The following is a 19,862-nucleotide window of genomic DNA, read 5'->3' as shown; positions in this document are numbered from 1 at the left end:
CGGATCAGGGTTTCATGCCGAACTTCCCGCGGCTCAATATATAGAAAGGTCGATGTCCCATCCTGGTTTTTTCGATTCAGGTTTTTAGCGGAGAACCGGGAATGCCAAGGATCAGCCCAGTGAATTTTCAATTCTGCCGGTTTTGAAAGGAACTTGAAATCCGTGACCGGAACGTCCCGATCAAAGACCTGCATACCGATGGTCGCAAGCGGTTCACCTTCCCGCGACGGTGGCAGAATAGTCAGCGTTTTGGGGTTTGGGGACAGAAACGGGTAGAACACGTTGACGAACAAGACGCGTGGATCGGCTGGCGGACTGGGAACAATTTGGCCAGAGAACGGATCACGCTGACCCGCAAGCGGCGAGGCACGGTCTATACGCTTTCTGTATTCCACTTTTCTGATCTCAGGCGAAAGCGCCGGCCCATCACCTATAATAACTGACAGACCCAGGCTTTCATCGTGTTCAGAACTTTGCTTCAGACGACGCCCATTTCCCCCAGGATCTGGCGCCCATCGCTGGGGTAACAAACCTGCAAAAAGCGAGACATCGTCGACGTAGATTTCAAGATCCAAATAAACGCCATCCTCTGCGACATGAAAGATGGCGATGTTGGGTGCGACCTCGGACCCGTTGAATAGAACTACGTCTGCCAAAACAGTCTGCATGCTAGCGGCAAAAAAGCCGAGCACCAGCAGTTGTCGATTCAGATACCGCCAAACTTGAATGTTATTCATCCTCGAAATTCAACAATGCCCACAGTTCTACGCGCGATCCTACCTTAGTGCCCTTCCGAGCAAACCGATTTGGACCGACGACATACCGCAATGACTGAAAATTGACATAGGCTCCGCAGTCTCTGGGCTGGTTTCACAAGCCTTGGCGACAATAGCACCCGCGCAACTTGAACCCGGCGCAACCCGTGGCTTTATAAGATTTCCCAGTTTCACATACAGCCGGGCAAGACCGCATCGCCTACCTTGTTATTGATCCGGCATTGGCGGTGGCGTGTAACCCTCCCATTTGCCCGCTTTGACTTTGTCTGACGGTTCTTTTTCTTTTGAACGCGGGGCATTGATGTACTCGTCGCTCACAGATGGTGGTAGCACATAGTCGTCAACACTCGCTTCCCGAACAACGATCTGGTCTTTGGTCACGTTGATCACCTGAAGATCCCGTGCGAGCGTGAGTGGTCCATCGTACGTCGAACGGACGCCTTCCAAAATCGCCTGATAGTTTTCGGGCGAAAGAACAGAGTGATAGCCCAGCGCCATGCGCGGTTCGACCGCGGACATAACTTTGCCAAACGCCGCGGGTTCGGTATGAATGCGCGTTGCGACGTAGGTCGCCTGTTTCATGTCCCAGCCAAAATACGGGGCCAAAGCATCAGGTGGAAGAAACGCCTCGTGCGAAGCGATGTCCGCTCCTTTGGCATATTCGACATACCATTTGTTCGGGTAAGTATCTCCGCCGAAGACGTATTTCAGTCCATTCCATTCCAAAGAATAACTCACCGAGCCATCTAAGCTGTGGATCGCAGGCCAGGAACGGATCGTGACGTCGTTCTCCTGATAAACGATCTCGTTTTCCTGCATGTAATCGAATTCAGTGACTTCAAGCTTGGCGCCATCATCCGGCAGCGCTCCCGTACGTGTGGCCAGATCCCAAGCATAGGCTTTTGACATGCCCTCAACATAGGCTTTGGTGCCCAGTTCATCTTCTGATCCGGACGGGCCGAAGATGCGGAGCGGAGTGTATCTTCCCGACAGCCACCCCCCAACATGCAAACCCATGAAGTCTCCAACATGGTCGACATGCAAATGGCTGAAGAAAACCTTATCGATCTTGGCAAAATCCGGTCGCAGCGAGAATAAGTTTCCGGTGGCACCAGTTCCAACATCAAACAGAAAAACTTCGCCGTTCCCAAGTTCGACATAAAACGAAATCGAAACGGCCGCCTTGGTTTGGTTTGGCATCCCGGTCCCCAATGCCGTGATACGCATCTCATCCTCAGCAAGGACTTCGGTGTTTGGGAAGTACGATGCGGGATAGACACCGTTTTCGATTTCAGAGGCGCTTCGACCGGTCGGCAATGCGTTTTGCGCCAAAGCGGAGCCAGCCAAAATGAGACTTAACGCGAGAAACGTATAGGTTGCGGATTTTGTGATGCTATTCATTGATCCCCCCTACTTTGCTAGGCGCTTCGGAGAACACGATGTCGTGAACTCCTGGTTCACCATAGACTTATCTACGGTACTCCCATAGACTGCTCTATGTCAAACAAAGAATGCTAAAATCTGAATGTCCGAAACTGTTACCCGAGCGTCACCTAGAAACGCTGCAACCAAAGAAGATTGGATTTTGCTGGCATACAAGTTGCTCAACGAGGGCGGAGTCTCCGCCATAAAGATCGTGCCTATGGCAAAGCGACTTAACCTGACCAGCGGCAGCTTCTACTGGCATTTCAAAAATGTCCGGGAGCTTCTGGACGAAGTGCTCAGATATTGGGAGCAAGAGTTGACGGACAATGTGATCGAAAAAGCAAAAGCGTTTGAAGGCTCACCTGAAGACCGCATTCTCCTACTCATGAAGAAGGTCATTGAAGAAAATGCAGCCGTGCCTGATCACGCCGTTTCAGTCTGGGCGAACACTGATCAAAAAGTGAAAGCAACGTATCAAAGAACCATCGGCAAACGCTTCCGATTCGCCGCATGGATGTTTGAACAAGCCGGGTTTTCAGTTGAAGACGCGAAATCACGCGGACGGCTTATGGTTACATCACTAATGGGTGACTCTTCGACTGGCCTGAAAGAACAAGGCAATTGGGAAGAGGTAATAGAACGGGAACACGCTATCCTGATCGGGAAATAGACGATCAAAATTTCCAGAACGGCGAAATACTGGCCAATTTCAAGTCTGGCAATCAGTGCAGTTAGTGTCCGTCGCCATGTTATTTTGGGGCTATTGGTGGTCTGATTTAGGTTCGGGACTCATAGCCTGTAAACGACGAGCACTGCGAGTGCTAAAACCCTTCCAAACACTCCATTCTTGGTCACAAGTTGAGGTGTTGCGTGGATCCATTGAGCCCACCGAGCAAAGCTACCGTTCAGTTTTCATGCGGTTCATAAGGGTCTGGCGCCCCTGGAGGGATTGGTGGGTATTTTTCGAACGTAGCGATGTGTTCCTGCAATTGAGGCAGCGCCTTTTCGGCCGCCCATGTGTGCGGAAAAAGTACGCTTTCACGCTCATGTGGATCGTTCAAAAGATTGTAGACCCTTGGCGTGTCGAAGGACTCTGTCGCTCCGAAGGCCGTCGTATTCTCTTTGAAAAGAACCTTCCAATCCTTCCATTTGACGCCAAAAATCTGTTCCCCCATGTAAACGATCACGCCTTCTCGGTTCGAGTTTGGCTGGGCACCCAGAAAGAACCCGGATTGATCGATGCCATCAAAGGCTCTGTCTTCAGGCACCTTGCCACCTGCAAACGCTGCAAGTGTTGGGTAGAGGTCCATCGAGTGGACGATATCGTTGCTTTCTGAACCTGCGGGAATCTTTCCCGGCCACTTAATCGCGAATGGCACGCGCATGCTGCCTTCAAGGCTGGTGAAGAGAGTGCCCCGCCATGGCCCGGCCGTACCATGCACCGCCGGGACCGGTGACACGTTGGCGTTTCCAACCGGCAGAGCTTCAGGGCCGTTGTCAGCAGTAAAGATCACCACCGTGTTGTCCGAAATGCCCGCACTTTCAAGCGCATCGACTATCCGACCGATGTAGGTGTCTGTCTGCCGCAATATGTCCGCCCAAACGCCTTTCCCAGTGGCTCCGTCAAACTCTTTGGACACGATATTTGGATAGTGTGTTTGAGTGTAGGCAAGATAAACGAAAAACGGCGCCTCTTCCTTGCTCTTGTCTTCGATGAAACGGATAGCCTTCTTTGTCAGGTCACCGTCTATCTCGCCGCGATAGTCCAGGTCGTAGTCCCGCGCCACAGTCGCAGGTTTGCCCGCAACACCCTGCATGACAACAGGTTCTTCCATGTTTGCGTCGGCAAAGCCCGGGAGCGAGCGCCAAACGGTTACATCAGTAGTCTCAACACCGTAAAACACATCGAAACCCTGGTTCGTGGGATAGCGCCCTTCAGTCCAGCCGAGGTGCCATTTTCCATACATGGCCGTGTTATGTCCTGCGTCCTTGAGCATCTCGGCCATAGTGATCTCCCATTGAGTCAGACCGTAGACACCGCCGCCCAGAGGGACTGTATGGTTACCGCTTCTGATGCCATAGCGCCCCGTCATGGTTGCTGCGCGAGAGGGAGTGCACTGACTTTCAACATTGAAGTTTGTAAGCCTCAATCCCTCAGCGGCCAGCGCGTCCATTTCAGGAGTGGCCGTTCCACGGATTATGCCGCCACCGTTAAATCCCGGTTCACCCCAACCGAAGTTATCAAGAAATATGAAAACGATATTCGGCTTGTCCTGAGCTGAGGCGGTAGTGCCGACCAGAAAAGACAGCAACAGCAGGATTATTGGATAAAACAGAGTCATGCAGAAGCTCCCCCAAAAATACAACTTCGTCGACATTGGCGAAAAAATGGACCAAGGGTCAAGACTGGCGCCCCTTGTGGGCTCGCAACGGCCTTGCGGCGATGAAGCTGACCAAATTTGGTTCTGCTCCCGATAGCAGCCATCGCCAGATTTGCGATGCTCCCGGCTGTTCAACACCTTGACCCAATGTGTCGACATTCTTGCCCCACAGTAGTCGTTCACACAAATCGGACTGACCGACCGCTCCGTACCAAGTCTGACACATCCACATGTTGAGTTTCTTAGCTTTGCTTACTGAAACTGCGACGATGCATGTGCATCACCACCGGTGCGATCACCGGCTGGAGAACCCACTTGGATTGACAATTAAGCAACAAGAAAAGCCGCAGGCAGTAAGGCAAGATGCCCAACATCAATCTGGATCAGTTTAAGTAGTTCTGAATTCCATCACGTAGGCAAGATATTGTGGTTGACCCTGAACAAGTTGTCGGGGTCATAGTTACCCTTGATCTTGGAAAGCTTCTCACCGTTTTCACCATATGCTCCGGCCATGTGGTCCGCTTCGTCTTCGGGCATGAAGTTGACATATGCACTTCCGCTCGCGTGCGGTTGCATCTGGTCGTAAAGCTCTCGCGCCCAATCAATACATTCGGCATCCTTGCCGGGGTCTTCCCAACGCGTGTGAACATTCATGATGAAATGGGCGGATCTTTGGGGATAGGCGGTCGAACCGGCCTGAACACGTGCCATTGCGCCACCCACATGGGCAATAAAGACTTCACACGCCGGGTCTGGAAGACTGGAAATCGCTTTCAGAAGTCCTGAGATTGCGTCCGAAGAAAGTGCATCGAAATCGTGGCTTTTCCAGTAATTCCTGGCACCTGGTGTCAACAACGGGTCGAAGGCGGCCTGCCAATCTACGAACTTATGGGGCGAGATCACATCGACAATAGGTTCACCAAGCGCGCGCAATGCCGTCATGGCTTTTTCACCTTCGTCCATCGGTCCGCTGTAGCAGGCTGCAAAGATCAGCACCTCTCGCCCATGCCACTCAGCTGGCAAGAACGGTAGAGGGGGCGCTTTTCGCATCACGCTCCAGACGGTCAGCTCATCCGGGGAAGTGTCAGCAATCTTAGCAAATTCTGCGAGGAGCTCTGACGCATTTTCTATCGGATGAACAATGAGGCCAGACAAAACATCGGGTCCGAGTTCATGCAGCTGGAACTCGAATGAGGTCACAACACCGAAGTTCCCACCCCCGCCGCGGAGGGCCCAGAAAAGTTCAGGGTGGCTTGCGGGCGAGGCGGTTACAATGGCACCGTCCGCAGTCACGACCTCCGCTGAGAGCAGGTTATCGATCGTCATGCCAAATTTCCGAGTGGTCCATCCAAAGCCGCCGCCAAGCGTGAGGCCTGCGATACCCGTAGTCGAATTGATGCCAACGGGAACGGCAAGTGCATGTGCCTGAGTTTCGCGATCTACGTCTCCTAGCAGCGCTCCAGGCGCAACCCGAGCAGTCTTGGTGACGGGGTCGACGTGCACGGACCGCATCTGGGACAGATCGAGCATTACAGTTTCATCTGCAACAGCGTGACCAGCAATCTGATGTCCACCAGAGCGAACAGACATAACGAGGCCGGCGTCCCGAACAAAGTTCACGGCCTTCTGCACGTCACTGGCCCCCAGCGCGCGGATTACGAAGCCTGGGTAACGTTCGAACATGCTGTTCCACGTTGTTCTTGCATCCTCATATTCAGGGGAGCCCTTCTGATAAACCCCGCCACGAAGCGCTGCATCAAGAGCGCCCAACGCGTCTTGCTCCACTGTTGCCGTACCACCGTCGAGTGTTTTCAGATCAAACATGCGTAAGCCTCCCTATTGTCAGGTCGGGCTTCTTGCAGCGCTGCCTCAGTCGATTTTTTTCCGTCGCGTGGTCCCGCGAAGGCGTTTCACTGAATTGGGAAAATAATGTTGCAGGTCAGGCAAAAATTCCCGGGTCGATGCGATCCACAGGTGTTATCACGTCGGCGGGAATGTTCAGGCGTTCGGCCGCCTTTCTCAGGCTTTCCTCATCCGGGGCTTCATACAAGCAGTAGGTTTTGCGCTTATCTGCACTGAGAAACGAAAAAATCCACTCGACGCCGACTTCGTCATTGATCTCTTTGATGTGAATTTTGTCATCGTCTGTAACGTTTAGTTGCTCGGCAAAATTTCTTTCAATTATGTACCTTGGCATGAAGTCCCCCAGACCAGATTTTTTACCTTAACTCGCTACTCCTTCGAGCTTTGACCTTAGGGAAACCATACTCAATTTCTGTGAAATTGCCAACGCTTCCCCTTCCAGTTGAAACGCCTGTTCCACATCAGCCGGGCGGCCGCGTTGTCTTAGTGCAGTAGCATATGCCGTCTTGCTGTGCGCGACCCAAGGAGGGCATTTCATGCGCGTGTCAATTTCTATTGCCTTCTGGAACATCGTCTCAGCCACATCCCAGTCCTTCAGAACCGTACCCAGACTTCCGAGGCGTCGCGCAGCTGCGCCAGTGCATACTGTCGTGGCCCCAGCGGTGATCGTCAGTTCTTCGTAAGGAGCAAGCATTTTATAGAGCGTCTTGGCGTGTTCTTGATGCTGAATGGCGACACATATGTCGGCCAGATAGGACAAAGTCGTTGAATACATGGCGTCTGGTGGAAGATCGAAGCCATTGGCAGCCATTTCATTCAGTATTCGTTCGGCCGGTTCCTTGTATCCAAGCTCGGCAGCGATAAGACCAAAACCGGGCTTCCATGAAATGTCTTCGGGGCTGTCTGTCATCAGTTGCTTAATCACAGGCGCAACCTCGTGCAGTCGGTTTTGCTCGCGGCGAATGGTGAACATCTGAACTCCAAAGACGCCCTCAACATGTTCCCCATGGGTCTTTCGGCCAATTTTTACCGCTTCGGTGGCGTGTTTTTCAGCTTGCTCAAAATCGCCGTCCATAATTGCAACCATCGCGCGTGCGTGTTTCTGAACCCAATAGAGCTGCAGATGATTGTCCTTTTCCGAAATCTCTGTAAGCAAACCCAAAGAATGGTCCATCAACTCTCGGTCGGCCATCTCGGCGCCTACAAACAAGCTCAGAGTGCGATCCCGCCCTTGATCGATGCTACCAAGATGCTCGGCCACACCGTGCATAGCCTCCAGATTTTCGCGCCAATGGTGGGCTTCTCTTCCCTTCCGCGCAACGAATGGGGCCCCGAAATGCATCATCATTACCGAGAACTGGGATTTATAATCACCCAGTTTTGCGGCCAGTTCCATCGACTGCTGGCCGAAACGCGCACCTTCGGAGAACTGACCGACGAACATGTGGGCGCGCGCAAGTTGGCTCATCAATCTACACCGGCGGACTTCATCATCATCGGGCAAGTCACTCAGTGCACTATCGCAGAGATCAATTGCCTCACCGTGCCTTTCGCTGGACATCATACATGAGTCAGCGAAGTGGTTGGCCGCGTCAGCGGCCAGCTCTACGTTATGCAAGGCACGGGCTGCGCTGGAAGCGTCCTTCAGAACCGCTATACCTTCGGGCAATTGGCCCAGGCTGTCATGGCTGCGACCAACCAGAATCTTGCTTTTGATCAATTCTGAATCAGAGTCTGAGCCTAGATTTTCAGCAGCTCGTAGAGTTTCCTTAGCGTTGGTCATCGCTTCCTGGCTGGCAGATCGCGCCAATGCCATTTCTGTCGCAATCTGCCATTTTTCGAACGCAGCCCCCCAATCCTCAGCTTCTGAAAGGTGGCGGGCGACCAGTTCGGGGCGTCGCTCGATCTCAGCGGACCGTGTTCGTATCAACGCACGCGCCACGTCTGCATGTTGATGTTTTCGGGTCGAGCTCAGCATGGACTGATAGGCGGTATCGCGAATAAGGGCATGACGGAATACAAAATGCCCACGATTGTGACCGCTTTCGAAGATTATGCCGGTTCGAGAAAGCTCTTCGAGGCATTTGTTGATATCAGAATCCGCAATGCGCATCGCCGCATTCAATATGCTCGGCTCAAATTCTCGGCCAATTACAGAACCTGTAAGTGCGACTTGTTTTGCCTCAGGTGAAACCGCGTCGAGACGCGCCATCAACGCGCCTTTCAAAGACGACGGTATGTGGATTTGCCCGTGCTCTCCCGCCTCGACAATCGCTCGGGTCAGCTCTTCCACGAACAAAGGTACACCGTCGGTCTTTTCAATGATTGTGGCAATCAGGGCATCGTCCGGCTTCTTGCCAGTAATGTTTTCGACAAGGTTTGAGACATGCGCAGAATCGAACCGGCGCAATACCAGGGACTGAACGTGCGTGTCCCCGTCGTCTCGAGCCAGTTCCCACCCGGGCCTGTGGGTTATCAGGATCATCAGAGGAAGATCGGTGCAGATCGATTTAAACCGCTCCAACAAGGCTTGGGTGGAAGGATCGATCCAATGAGCATCTTCGACGCACAGAATAACCGGGCGCACGCTTGATCGCACTTGCACGGTGTGGATCAAAGTTTGGATTGTTATGTCGCGCTGCTCCTGCGGTGACATCTCGAGCACCTTTTGGGCGAGCGCACTACGAGGCGCGACCAACGCTGCAAAGACAGGCAGAACTTGTTCCCAGTCCAGCCCGCGCCGCCCTTCAAGCATATTCCGAACATGTTCAAGGATCAGATTGTCGTCGAACCCCGGTTCGACCCCAGCGTCCTGGGAAATTCGTTGGGCAACCGGATGAAAGGGGCTACTGCTGAGATAAGGGGAACAGTTCAGTCTTATGACATCGGCTTGGTCGCTTGCGGCGATGTCAGCAAGAAATTCTTCTGTAAGTCGCGATTTTCCAATCCCGGGTTCACCAGACAGCAGAACAACCTCTCCGTGACCATTCTGAGCACGTTGCCATGATTGCAGTAGTATCCCTTTTTCGTAGTCGCGGCCAATCATCGCGCTGGCGGCATCATCGCGATGTGAAGCTCGAAACCGGCTTTCCGCACTGCGCTCAGACACCACTTTCAACAGAGTACGTGGTTCAGCAAAACCTTTTAGCTCTGTCTTCCCAAGGGGTTGAAATTCAAATATCCGATGCAAGGCTGTCTCGGTTTCCTCCACGGACAATACGACCGAGTTTGGCTCTGCATGTTCCTGAATCCGCGCCGCAAGATTGACGACCGGGCCAGTCATAGCCCCTTCTTCATATGTATTTTCGCCGATGGTGTCGCCGACCACTACATCGCCGCTTGCAACACCCAACCTCACCGACAAGCGCTCTCCGTCCGGTGTATTGAGTTCCCCGACGCGCCGAACAGATTCCAGACCGGCTTTTATCGCCCGAATTGCGTGATCTTCGTAAGCCCTCGGCCAGCCAAAAAACACAAGAAGACCGTCTCCCAGATATTTTGCAACGTAGCCGCCATACCGACTGACGGCTCCGGCAACGGCGTCTTGGTAGTTCTGCAGCAAGCCCCGCATGTCTTCGGGATCAAGCCGATTGGTGAGTTCCGTCGAACCGACTAGATCGGCAAACAAAACCGTTACGTGACGCCTCTCTGCAGTGACCGGTTCACTATGCTTCCGTTTAAGCAGATCATCACTTTGCGCATTATCTGAGGTGGGCGCTTGTTCACGAGCTGCTTGTGATGACGAGGTTACGTGCTGTTGATCGGCGCGTTCGTGGATTGCAGCGAGGATGATCTTGCGATGACCAAGGCTCACCCCGAGCTCTTTTAAATCGTCGCCAGACAGTAGTGGTAAAACACGCGCATCAATATCGTTTTCCGCAAAAACATCTGCGTACTGACTCAGGTCGAGATCATTTAACCACTGGTCTATTTCAGCCGACATCTTAGGATCATGCTGAGATACGCTGCGCTAATCAAGAACTCTTCCGGTTTTGCGATGGCGGCCATCGGCACATTGTTGATCCGCTCGCAAACCAATTTAAGGTCCAATAGCTGAGCGTCTTCGCGTGATACCGCCTCGGTCGATATGTCTTTGAGAAGCTCGGTGTCGTAGGTGCAGACGAAAGGTTCCGGATTGGCGCATTGAAAGACTGTGACCTTGGCTTCGCTGTCCTGTTCTAGCCGCATGGCGACGCTATAGTGGTCGGCCAACATCTCCTGACCTTGTACGTTCACGGAGCCAAAATTGAATGTCATCGTGGCAATTGGGGACGAGCGTGTTTACAACACAACGGTTTCGGTTCGTTGGCTTGTCTCCTGAAGACTCTTCCATATCGTTTGATTGATCTTCCCGTATCGGTAGGATGGATTAACCTTCAAAACTGTTTGGGGTTCAGAATGTACAGGTATGTGCTGACAACATTGGCTTTGTGTTATGCAAGCTTAATTCAAGCAGCTGGTATGGAACGGTGGGGTGAATCCGGCGATTGGACAATCCTGATTGATCCCGAAAAGGGCAACGGCTGCCTTGCGTGGAAACCGTTTGAAGGTGACATGACCGTTGAAATTGGCGCAGCGCCCAATCAGGCTGGCGGGTTCTTTGCGGCCTACAATCCCGCCTGGGTTCAAATCGAGGACGGGGCGACCGGGATCGTACAGTTCGATTTTGGTGATGCGAGATTCGAAGGCGAAGCGGTGGGTGTCTTCAAGAATGGTGTGCCCGGTGGCTACGCCTTTTTCGACAACCCGGCGTTTGTAACTGAATTCGGAAAGCGTCAAAGCGTCACGATTATTGGCGAAAGCGGGACCGAGATAGAGCTTGATCTCAGCGGGTCTGCAAAAGCCATCGAGGCGGTTCTGACATGTCAGGCCGAGCAGCCTGAACCATTAAAGAACTAGGTCGCGTCCTGCTATTGCAATTGATTGATGTCCGGCACACAGTGTTGCCTGTCGACAGGCATAGCATCAGCGCCTTCCGGGGCCTTGTTCCTTGACCCACCCACGTCCAGTTTGAACTTTGGCGACGAAAGCTGGCCAGTCACATCAAAGGGCCACGCGCTTCGGGATAGCGGTTTGCCAACGCGACGGGGCTCTGCTCTGATCGCTATGCTATCGTTCAGCCAGTCCACTTGTCCCCTGGCCACCAATTGAACCGATCCCGTTTCAATGACGATGGAGTTTGAACTGACCCGCCCGGCCTGAATATCAACCGGGGCTACCACACAAGTGATGTCGGTGTAGCCTTGTCTGAACTCCTCTGAAAACAGCCACGGGAATATGCCCAGCCCGGCTAACTCCAGTAGACTGGTACTAATGTAACCTTGCGACATCGACAAAGACGCATTGCCGCGCATCGAGTTGACGAAGGCCTTGCCCGAGGCGGGGCTGCCAGAAACGTTGAACTCACCACTCAAACGCCCGTAGGCATCAATACCAATCCCCAGTTCATCAAGGATTTCACCGAATTCCCATCCCGAGGTTGATCCTGACAACGAAAGCCAATCAGGTGAGTCAATCAGATCCATCACCGCACGCAGGCTGAAGTTTCCGCCACCATAAGCCATCTGAAGAGGTCCGAAATCCACGGTTCCGTCTTTGGCAGACAATTGGCTTGAAACAGATGTTACGCCTTGCTGGCCTACAATCTCTTTGAAATCGATCTGCACCTCAACATCAGCCTCTTTCAGTACACGTTGTACATCCAAAAGATCGGCAGGTTTCCCTTTCTCCTTTGGCAACACCAAGGGCTGAACGTCTGTCTCCTTGGGCAAAACCAGAGGCTGAACTTCGGGTTCAGGTTCTTGTGAGGCCTCGCCTACCAGGCCTTTCAGTTGGTCCAGCACGGCGGTCAGGTTCTTCAGGTCGTTGAGATCGAGCCTCTCGCTCGTAATGTTGCCACGGACGACGGATGCACCTTCGGGAAACCGCGCATCCAAAGCCGCAAGAAGATCGGAAGACCCGGCTTCGAACTTGATTGCGGCATCAAAGTCCTCACCCTGCCTGGAGGTTTCAGCATCGATAGCCATTGCGCCAATCTCGATGGGTTGCAGGTTGAGTGCGGTGAGAAACTGGGCGCTGTCGTTGACGTCCAGTTTCACGTCGAAATCGAGACCGGCCAGCCCTTTTAGCTCGTTGACAGATAGTGCGAGATCAAGCGCCCAGAGATCGGTGCCATAGTTGGTAGCATTAAACCTATTGAGTGAAACCGGCCCGCCCGCATTGGATATGTTGAAATCGGCCTTGATGCCGCCGAACTGGTCGACAAAGCCTTCATCTAGGTTCGGTAATATCAGTTTAGCGGGCCCGTCGAGCATACCATCAAAAGTTACGTCCTGAAGTTGGAGCAGATCGAGGATTTCACCTTCGGCTTTCAGGACCGGCTCCTCGATCGGTCCGGCTTGTAGCGCAATGCCCAGCATGGCCAGGCGACCGTCGGGCATGCGACGTATGCTTTCGATGGATGCTGGCCCAATCACGTCCAGCCCCTGGTCGAATGCGTTGGTTTTAAACAGTAGTTTCTCGAACTCGAAAGACGCCAGAGATCCCACCATGTGCATCTCAAACCCCGAGAACTTCAGGTCCTGGAAGCTCTTTGCCGCGCTCGGCGGCTGTCCCTCAGGGTGAAGGCGGGCATCAAAGATCAGATCGACGCCCTGAGCGGTGTAAAGGTCATCTATCGAACCCTCAGCTTCGAGTTTCTGTCCATCCTCAAGATTTATGCTGGTCGCAAAGCTTTCGATCTTGAGCGCATCCTGGGACACAAGCTCTGCCTGAAACTGGCCGTTGCCTTCCAGAACACGATCTAACCCAACGACTTCGAGAAAATCGCCAAATTCACCGGTGTCCATCTCCAAGACCGCGCGATAACCGCCACCTTCGTCTTCCGCCAATGGCTGACCATCGTAGCTTACCGTCATTTCCCCAAAACTGGCGTGCGTCGTAAACGGCGCGCCGCGAGGGTAGTCGCCTTCGATTTCGAAACCCTGACCGTTGACAGAGCCCGTCCCCGAAACCCTTGTGTTCTGCCCGCCATACAATTGTTCCAGGGCAAGAGATTGGAGGTCGAAAACAAAGGCAAACCCCGAAGCCTGGTCATCTATGTTCAATCCGATGGACGTAAAGCTCACGTTCTTGTCGCTCAAAAACGTAAGGATGCCTTTGTTTTCCGCGCCTTCGTCATCGGACTCGCGAACCTCTATCGACGTTTCCAGAGTTTCTTCTGCCGCGATGCTTTCGGGTTCAGAATTTGGTGCTGAATGGCCCTTGAGCCAGCTTGTCGTGCCATCAGCCGCAGTTAGAAAATTTGCTTGCAGGCCATCTACAACCAGATTGTCAAAGTGAAGGCGCCCATTGGCCAAAGCGGCAATATCCAACTCCAATTCCAGCCGATTTAACTCTGCAAGTGAGGTATCTTCCATTGAAAGGCTTGGGATCACCACGCCGCCGACATAAATGTGGGTAATGCGGCCCGCCGCGATGCGCACATCGTCGTTGACCAATAGTGGTCGGTTGATTTGTTCCGAAAGAACCTGTTCTACAAGTTCACGCCGCATATCCGAGAACATTGGAGCCGCAAGCAACAGCCAAACAAAAGCGACTGCTGCGAATGCCAGAAATGCGACTGTGCCTATTATTCTAAATAACCAGGTCCTCATTCGCTTCCCTGTCGTCGTTACATTGTTCAGTCTATCTGCAATTTTGAGATCGCCAAGCCTGCTGGCAGGTTGGTTCACAAATATGAAGGTAACGCTCTAGGCATTTCATGCCCAGAGATCCAAAGCTGTAAGGATTCGAGCATCCCGTTCGTTTGGGTCCTCACGGAAATGAAACACCCCGTCTTCGACCCACGCTGTCCAATAGGTCAAAAGGACCAGTGTTGGCTCGGGTAGTCACTCACAGATCGATCAAGTCAGCGATTTGGCAGGAACCCCAGATTGCTGCTGAACGTTACATTTCTTCTGTTGCAGAGAAGTTATCTGCGTTTATGTCCCGGAAATACGGGGCAATTTGATCGCCATGGTTAAAAAAAGCAAAGCCCGTCGATGAGACGGGCATTCTTAACGACGACAATTCGCTAGATTTGTTTACGTGATTAGGGTTTGCACCTCTGAGCTTCGGGTTACGAGGCTGACGGTGTTTGATCGTTAAGCAATTGATCCGGTGGATTTTTTGTAGATCGACCGGGCTGTTTGGATTTTGGTTGCGGGGAGAGGATTTGACCTTTGCCGAACGTCAACGAAACTCCTTTTCTAGAGAAGCCCATCGGAGCGGTCTTTTGCTACACTATAAACAGACTGTTTTCCGCAAATGACCGCTGTGACCGTTATAACTAGCGGTTATGAAACCGGATCAAATTTTGCAACAAGTCCATAGAGGTAACTGGTCTCAGGGCGGAAGGTCTTACTCACCGGCAGCCGCAATTGGTTGGGCATTTCGGAAAAGTTCGAGCATATATAGGGCCTTACGATCGCATTCACCACGCGGTGTAGAGCTCCACGGCTTTGGCAGTGAGACTATAATGCGCCTCGATGTTCGAAGCACCGTCGTAAAACACAACGTTGCTTTTGCTATCTTCAGCTACCAGCTCTCCCTCAATCCAGAAAGCGTCGAAAATCGAGCTAAAAGCGAGGCCCTGCGGGTAGTTCACGTGTACAATCTGGTTTGCAGGTGGGGTTGGTGTGTGAACGCAGGCCCCTGCGACAGGCACGAACAGAAATTCGGTCACTTTTGTCTCATCTAAAGCAAGCGGGACGACATAACCCGGGAGGCGGATAAACTGTCCGAGAATTTCCGGATTAGGGCCGCGTCCCGCACGGCCATTCTGCCTAATAATCTTACGGCGCATTTTCATCAGGCCTTCAACATCGACATTATGCATAGAGAGGAGTTTCAGGGCAGCTTCGTGGCGTTTTATGAATGCCGAGTTTTCGCGCTCGCGCGGCGATGAAGTACGCCATTCGACGTGGGTACGCATTGCATCGAGCAAAAAAGGAGGCAGGTCAGCAAAGGGGGTTTCGCTCAAAACATGCGGCGGTTGCAGATCTCGCCAACCGATAACACGACCCCCCGCCGACATGCTATGCGGCGGAGCACCGATCGGTGCTCTCGTTAAAATAGGCGGCGCAGCAAGCGGATCTAACGGAACTCCAAAGTTTTGTTGGCCTGCAATCGCGCGCTGCCGTGCCTTCTCGACGCTTTGCGCCGATACTGGAGAAGTTATAAGGCCGAACAGCGCGACCATCGCCAGCGCATACGCGACTTTCATCATCCCTCAGACACCCTTACGCTGGTGACCGCCACGCCACGGCGTAGTTTTTCGTCGTCACCTTCTTCCCAGACCGGCTCTGTCAGCTCTTTGTCCGGTTCGCCGTCACGATCAATGTCGTAGACCAACTCACCGCCCATATAGGTCTGCAGCACTTCGATCTTATGAAAATCGAAGATATTCTCTAGGGCCTGCTTCCGGATGTCGCGGTCAAGCACAATGATATCCGCAAGCTTGCCTTCCTCAAGACTACCTAACACATCGCCGCGATCCTGAAGGCGCGCACTGCCCAGTGTTGAGCCATGGATAACCTCATCAAAGGTCAATGGCTCTCCGGGCATTACAAGACCGCCGGGTGTTCCCATCGCCTGCCTTGTCATGCCGATCTCCATACCTTCCCACGGTGAAAACACCGGCGAGGTTGGTGCGTCAGGCCCAAATCCGTACTCCATGAACTCGGTCACGAGCTTGAACTGGTACATGCGCTCCAAAACCTCTTTCGGCAGGTTCTGGCTGGTGACATTGAGGAAGTATTCCTCGGTCGGATCAGCCCAGTGAAGTTGAAGCTGTCCGGAAACTCCAAGCCGGGACATGCGCCGCGCGTTGTCGATCGACAAATGGTCGACATGGGTGAAAATTTGGGGGATGTCGTCGCGCACGGGTTCGCCAGTTTCATGTGCAAATTCCAGCGCGTCGAGCGAGCGGCGGATCCCTGCATTCCCTTCAACATGGAGCATCAGGGTAAAATTGCGCTCTGTCAGAGCGTCAAAAATCTCTGCAAGATTGTCTGGATGGAAGTTCATATCTGGCCTTGTGCCGTCCAAATACGGGCCTTCCATGTAGGCGAAGCGCCCCGGCGTTCCATCGATGGCGAATTTGACAGTGTTCGCATGGAGAATGCTGGAGTCAACGCCTGCATCCTCGACGGCGGCCCGCCGCATCTCCAATTGTTCGATCATTGCGGTATCACCCTCAGGCGTGCCGGTGCCCCAGAACACCATTGCCAACTCGTGCCTGAGTGTTAATTCACCTTTTTGCGCCAGACGGACGTAGACGTCATCCGCACCCTCCTTGGACCCGGCAGCAGCCTCCGTCGCTCCTGTAACCCCAACCGCGTTGAGAACGCGGGCGGCGCCACGGATCGCTGCTTCCTGTTTCTCGAAGGAATAGAGTTTATGCTGCTCGACGAAACCAGTCGAAAGATGCGCTTTCTCCTGCAAAAGACCAGAGGGTTCATCACCTGCTTCGTTAAGCGGCATGTAGCCGCCTTTCGGTGGCTCCCAATCGGCAGTGATCCCAAGGTATTCCAGGGCTTTCGTCGAATACCAGCCGTTATGTTGAGTATTGTCCGAGATCAATGCAGGACGCCCCCCCACGATTTCGTCCAGTTCCTCCTTAGTTGGGTTCTGGAAATGCGCATCTGACCAACCGCCCCCGATAACCCATTCATCCGGCGCAAGTGTCGATGCATATTCCCGGATGACTTCGACCACCTCTTCGCGTGTTGCATCGTTGTATTTGAACAGGTTGAGCATGACGAAATGCGTTTGTCCGAAGATGCGCGTGTGCAAATGCGTGTCGATGATACCAGCCATGATGGTGTTTGTGCCCGCGTCCACGATTTGGGCATCTGGGCCTGCAAGCTCTCGGCAACTATCGTCTGTGCGCACGCAAATGATGGTATCACCTTCTACCGCGACCGATTTCGCAAGCGGCATTTCGACGTTGGACGTGACAATGTTCTCGCTCAGAAAAATCGTATCAGCGCTCTGCGCTTGGACCATGTTCGACACAGCCAAGAACATTGTGCTGGAAAGGATCAACGTCTTGGAAAAAAAAGTCATTTGCGTATAGCCTTGTGCTGCAGTTCTCTCAAAAGTCTAAGTCCACTGTTTGCACCCTGTCGATCCACTTTGTGCCACGAGCAATTTAAACTGCGAATGATTGACCTTTTTGGTGCAGGCATCAGATCAGGAGGAATGAAACTGAAGACACATATCTCCTATCAGATTGAGGAGTTGCAGTTCGGCGAAGACTGGAGCGTTGACATGCTTCAGCTTTCCGCAGGGCCGTTGTTGCACCGCTACAGCACAGTCGATCTCGGACAAGTCATAGTGGAATACATCCAATGCGCAGCCTCGGTTCAGGTGCGCGACATACACAATGTACCCTTTTTATCGTTCGGAATTGTCACAGAAGGCGAAGGCAGTCCCCGGTTTTTGGGCCACCCATTGGAGCGCGGGGATACAATTGTCTGGCGTCCTGGAGATCGCTTTGACTACGAATATGTAATGCCTGAGAATTTTTCCGGGTTCGTGGTTATGGTCTCAAAAGAAACCGCCGAACAGCGCGGCTGGTCCATGTCGCCTGCCCGTTTCATGAAAGCCTCTGCTGACGGCTTCAACGCATTGAAAGCCCTGAGCGACAAACTCGCCCAAAGCACAATGTTGAGACAGCCGCACATCGCCTTCGCGTTCCTGAACGCGTTAGAGCAAGCTTTTGGCGCGCAGCTTTTCAAGGATAGCAAACGCTCACCAGACGATGACGCTTCGGATGTTTTTAAGATCGTGGCCCATGCCCGTCGTCATATCTCCGGACTTGGGCCGGAGGAGTTCGATAACGTGGACGAGGTGGCGCGGGTCATCGGTGTGAACCGCCGCAGCTTGTATCGCGCATTTCGAATTTGGCCGGGTATTGGACCTGCGCGCTATTCGCGCGTGTTGCGATTGGCCGCCGCGCGTCGAGACTTGCTTGCGCGTTCTCAAGTCGAGAGTAGTGTGTTGCAGATCGCTCTCGACAATGGCTTTCGCCATACAGGCAGGTTCGCAGCTGAGTACCGGGACTTCTTTTGTGAGAACCCGGCTGAAACGCTGCGGCGAAGTTAGTTAGGAGGATACGCGTCGACTTTTTTCTTCGCAACAGTACGAATGCAGAGGGCAGATTACCCCGTGACGGAACCGGTCTTGCAAATGTAGACACTCTGACCTGCAACGTCGGCTATGGAAGAGGCGGGGTCGTGTCCATGTTCGATTATTGAGGTGCCTGGCGCATGAGAGCAACTAAATGGATGGTAGATCAGGAGTTTTCTTTTCTTCAGGAAACTGACGCAGCAATGGGTGGTTGGAACATTGAAGCCGTCCAACTCAAACCCGGTATAACAAACTCCAAGTTGCAGATCGTTCGCGCAGCGGACCTTCAAATCATGCTAAATGAAGAATCTCATCCTTGCCACGTAAACTGGACCCATGACGGCGAAACAACAAGCTTTGCGTTCTATCGCCCGAATAGCGAAAATGAGATTTGGTGTGGCCTACCTGTAGAAGCGGATGATGCTTTGATTACGTCCTCCGGTCGCGACCATTCAAGCCTGACACCAGCTTGCCTTAGTTCGATTTTTGTGACCTTCGAGACCAACCTGCTAGACCGCTACGGGGTCCAAGAACTTTGTCGAATTGACTCGGCGCAGAATACGACAAACGGAATTGCAAAGCTTGGGACGACTGGACGGCGTTTAAGGAAGTTGCTGTTCAGCCTTTTTGACCAACCGCGTCTTTGGGATCAATTTTCACCCGATGATCTCCAAGATCACATCATGTTTTCGCTAGGTGACATGCTTTGCAAAAACAGCGAGAAGTCAAAGGATTTCGCGAACCTGAAAAGTGCCGCCACTTGGAAGACTGTTGCACGAGCCTTGGAAGCGATAAGTAGTTCACAGCAGTTCTTGAGTTCTCGACAGCTTGCGGATGCGATTTGCGTTAGCCCTAGACTGTTATACCTGTCTTTCCAACAAGAGCTTGGAGTTTCTCCAACAAAATTTATGCGCTTTCGAAGGCTTCAGAACGCACGGTTCGAATTGGCGATGAGCAGCAGTCAGAGCACTTTGATCAAGCAAGTGGCAAGCAAACATGGGTTTCGCGACTTTGGGCGCTTCTCTGAGTATTATAAACGACAATATGGCGAGTTGCCGAGCGACACACTGAGAAAACGGTAAGATATTGGACGGCTATTCCGTTCTGGGTTTTCAACTGGTTCTCCACCTCCTCACGTGCCCCAAAACCACGGTCACAACTGGAAGAGCAAATTGAGCGAGATTTGCACAATTTGCGTATCCAATCCGTTCGATATCTTGAAGGCGACACGGCATAGTTAAAC

At 52.8% G+C, this 19,862-nt stretch carries 13 protein-coding genes; 4 read left to right on the top strand and 9 right to left on the bottom strand.

Features of this window, described 5'->3' with window-relative positions; translation table 11 throughout:
• Nucleotides 1-983 precede the first annotated feature (983 nt).
• Nucleotides 984-2,177, bottom strand: a complete 1,194-nt coding sequence (gene gntH, locus GOV85_RS13200) for a guanitoxin biosynthesis MBL fold metallo-hydrolase GntH (protein WP_171178928.1) — start codon at nt 2,175-2,177, stop codon at nt 984-986.
• 124 nt (nt 2,178-2,301) lie between these two features.
• Between gntH and GOV85_RS13195 the strand changes: the two genes are divergently transcribed.
• Nucleotides 2,302-2,871: a TetR/AcrR family transcriptional regulator gene (locus GOV85_RS13195; protein ID WP_171178925.1), complete on the top strand. Its 570-nt coding sequence runs from the start codon at nt 2,302-2,304 to the stop codon at nt 2,869-2,871.
• A 235-nt stretch (nt 2,872-3,106) separates the two neighbouring features.
• On the opposite strand, the gene GOV85_RS13190 is transcribed toward GOV85_RS13195, so the two are convergent.
• From GOV85_RS13190 to GOV85_RS13170, 5 genes are all read right to left on the bottom strand, one after another.
• The gene (locus GOV85_RS13190; RefSeq protein ID WP_171178923.1) at nt 3,107-4,543 is read right to left on the bottom strand and encodes an arylsulfatase; all 1,437 of its coding nucleotides are present in this window, start codon (nt 4,541-4,543) and stop codon (nt 3,107-3,109) included.
• 447 nt (nt 4,544-4,990) lie between these two features.
• On the bottom strand, nt 4,991-6,406 hold the full coding sequence (locus GOV85_RS13185; protein ID WP_171178921.1) for an FAD-binding oxidoreductase: 1,416 nt from the start codon (nt 6,404-6,406) through the stop codon (nt 4,991-4,993).
• Between the two features lie 115 nt (nt 6,407-6,521).
• Nucleotides 6,522-6,779 carry a DUF4242 domain-containing protein gene (locus GOV85_RS13180; RefSeq protein ID WP_171092613.1) on the bottom strand — a complete coding sequence of 86 codons (258 nt, stop codon included), beginning with the start codon at nt 6,777-6,779 and terminating at the stop codon, nt 6,522-6,524.
• Nucleotides 6,780-6,806: 27 nt separating this feature from the next.
• The gene (locus tag GOV85_RS13175) at nt 6,807-10,388 is read right to left on the bottom strand and encodes an adenylate/guanylate cyclase domain-containing protein (RefSeq protein ID WP_171178919.1); all 3,582 of its coding nucleotides are present in this window, start codon (nt 10,386-10,388) and stop codon (nt 6,807-6,809) included.
• The gene (locus tag GOV85_RS13170; protein WP_217358295.1) at nt 10,373-10,681 is read right to left on the bottom strand and encodes a hypothetical protein; all 309 of its coding nucleotides are present in this window, start codon (nt 10,679-10,681) and stop codon (nt 10,373-10,375) included. The genes GOV85_RS13175 and GOV85_RS13170 overlap by 16 nt, the downstream gene beginning before the upstream one ends.
• Nucleotides 10,682-10,843: 162 nt before the next feature.
• Here GOV85_RS13170 and GOV85_RS13165 point away from each other — a divergent pair, with 162 nt between their 5' ends.
• Nucleotides 10,844-11,344 carry a hypothetical protein gene (locus GOV85_RS13165; protein WP_171178917.1) on the top strand — a complete coding sequence of 167 codons (501 nt, stop codon included), beginning with the start codon at nt 10,844-10,846 and terminating at the stop codon, nt 11,342-11,344.
• An 11-nt stretch (nt 11,345-11,355) separates the two neighbouring features.
• On the opposite strand, the gene GOV85_RS13160 is transcribed toward GOV85_RS13165, so the two are convergent.
• The 3 genes from GOV85_RS13160 to GOV85_RS13150 form a co-directional block, all read right to left on the bottom strand.
• Entirely contained in the window at nt 11,356-14,100 is a 2,745-nt protein-coding gene (locus GOV85_RS13160) for an AsmA family protein (RefSeq protein ID WP_171178915.1), read from the bottom strand.
• Between the two features lie 818 nt (nt 14,101-14,918).
• Entirely contained in the window at nt 14,919-15,710 is a 792-nt protein-coding gene (locus tag GOV85_RS13155) for a DUF3299 domain-containing protein (protein WP_171178914.1), read from the bottom strand.
• Complete coding sequence (locus tag GOV85_RS13150) at nt 15,710-17,554, bottom strand: amidohydrolase (protein ID WP_171178912.1); 1,845 nt, start codon at nt 17,552-17,554, stop codon at nt 15,710-15,712. Before GOV85_RS13150 ends, GOV85_RS13155 begins: the two co-directional genes overlap by 1 nt.
• Before the next feature lie 135 nt (nt 17,555-17,689).
• Between GOV85_RS13150 and GOV85_RS21720 the strand changes: the two genes are divergently transcribed.
• Together GOV85_RS21720 and GOV85_RS13140 are read left to right on the top strand one after the other, a co-directional pair.
• Entirely contained in the window at nt 17,690-18,595 is a 906-nt protein-coding gene (locus tag GOV85_RS21720) for an AraC family transcriptional regulator (protein WP_171178910.1), read from the top strand.
• A 164-nt stretch (nt 18,596-18,759) separates the two neighbouring features.
• The gene (locus GOV85_RS13140) at nt 18,760-19,701 is read left to right on the top strand and encodes a helix-turn-helix domain-containing protein (RefSeq protein WP_171178908.1); all 942 of its coding nucleotides are present in this window, start codon (nt 18,760-18,762) and stop codon (nt 19,699-19,701) included.
• The last annotated feature ends 161 nt before the right edge of the window (nt 19,702-19,862 follow it).

It is taken from the genome of Ruegeria sp. HKCCA4633, from assembly GCF_013034605.1.
Taxonomy (GTDB): Bacteria; Pseudomonadota; Alphaproteobacteria; order Rhodobacterales; family Rhodobacteraceae; genus Ruegeria.
Note: the sequence above shows the minus strand (reverse complement) of the source record. Positions and strands in the feature narration are given on the sequence as shown.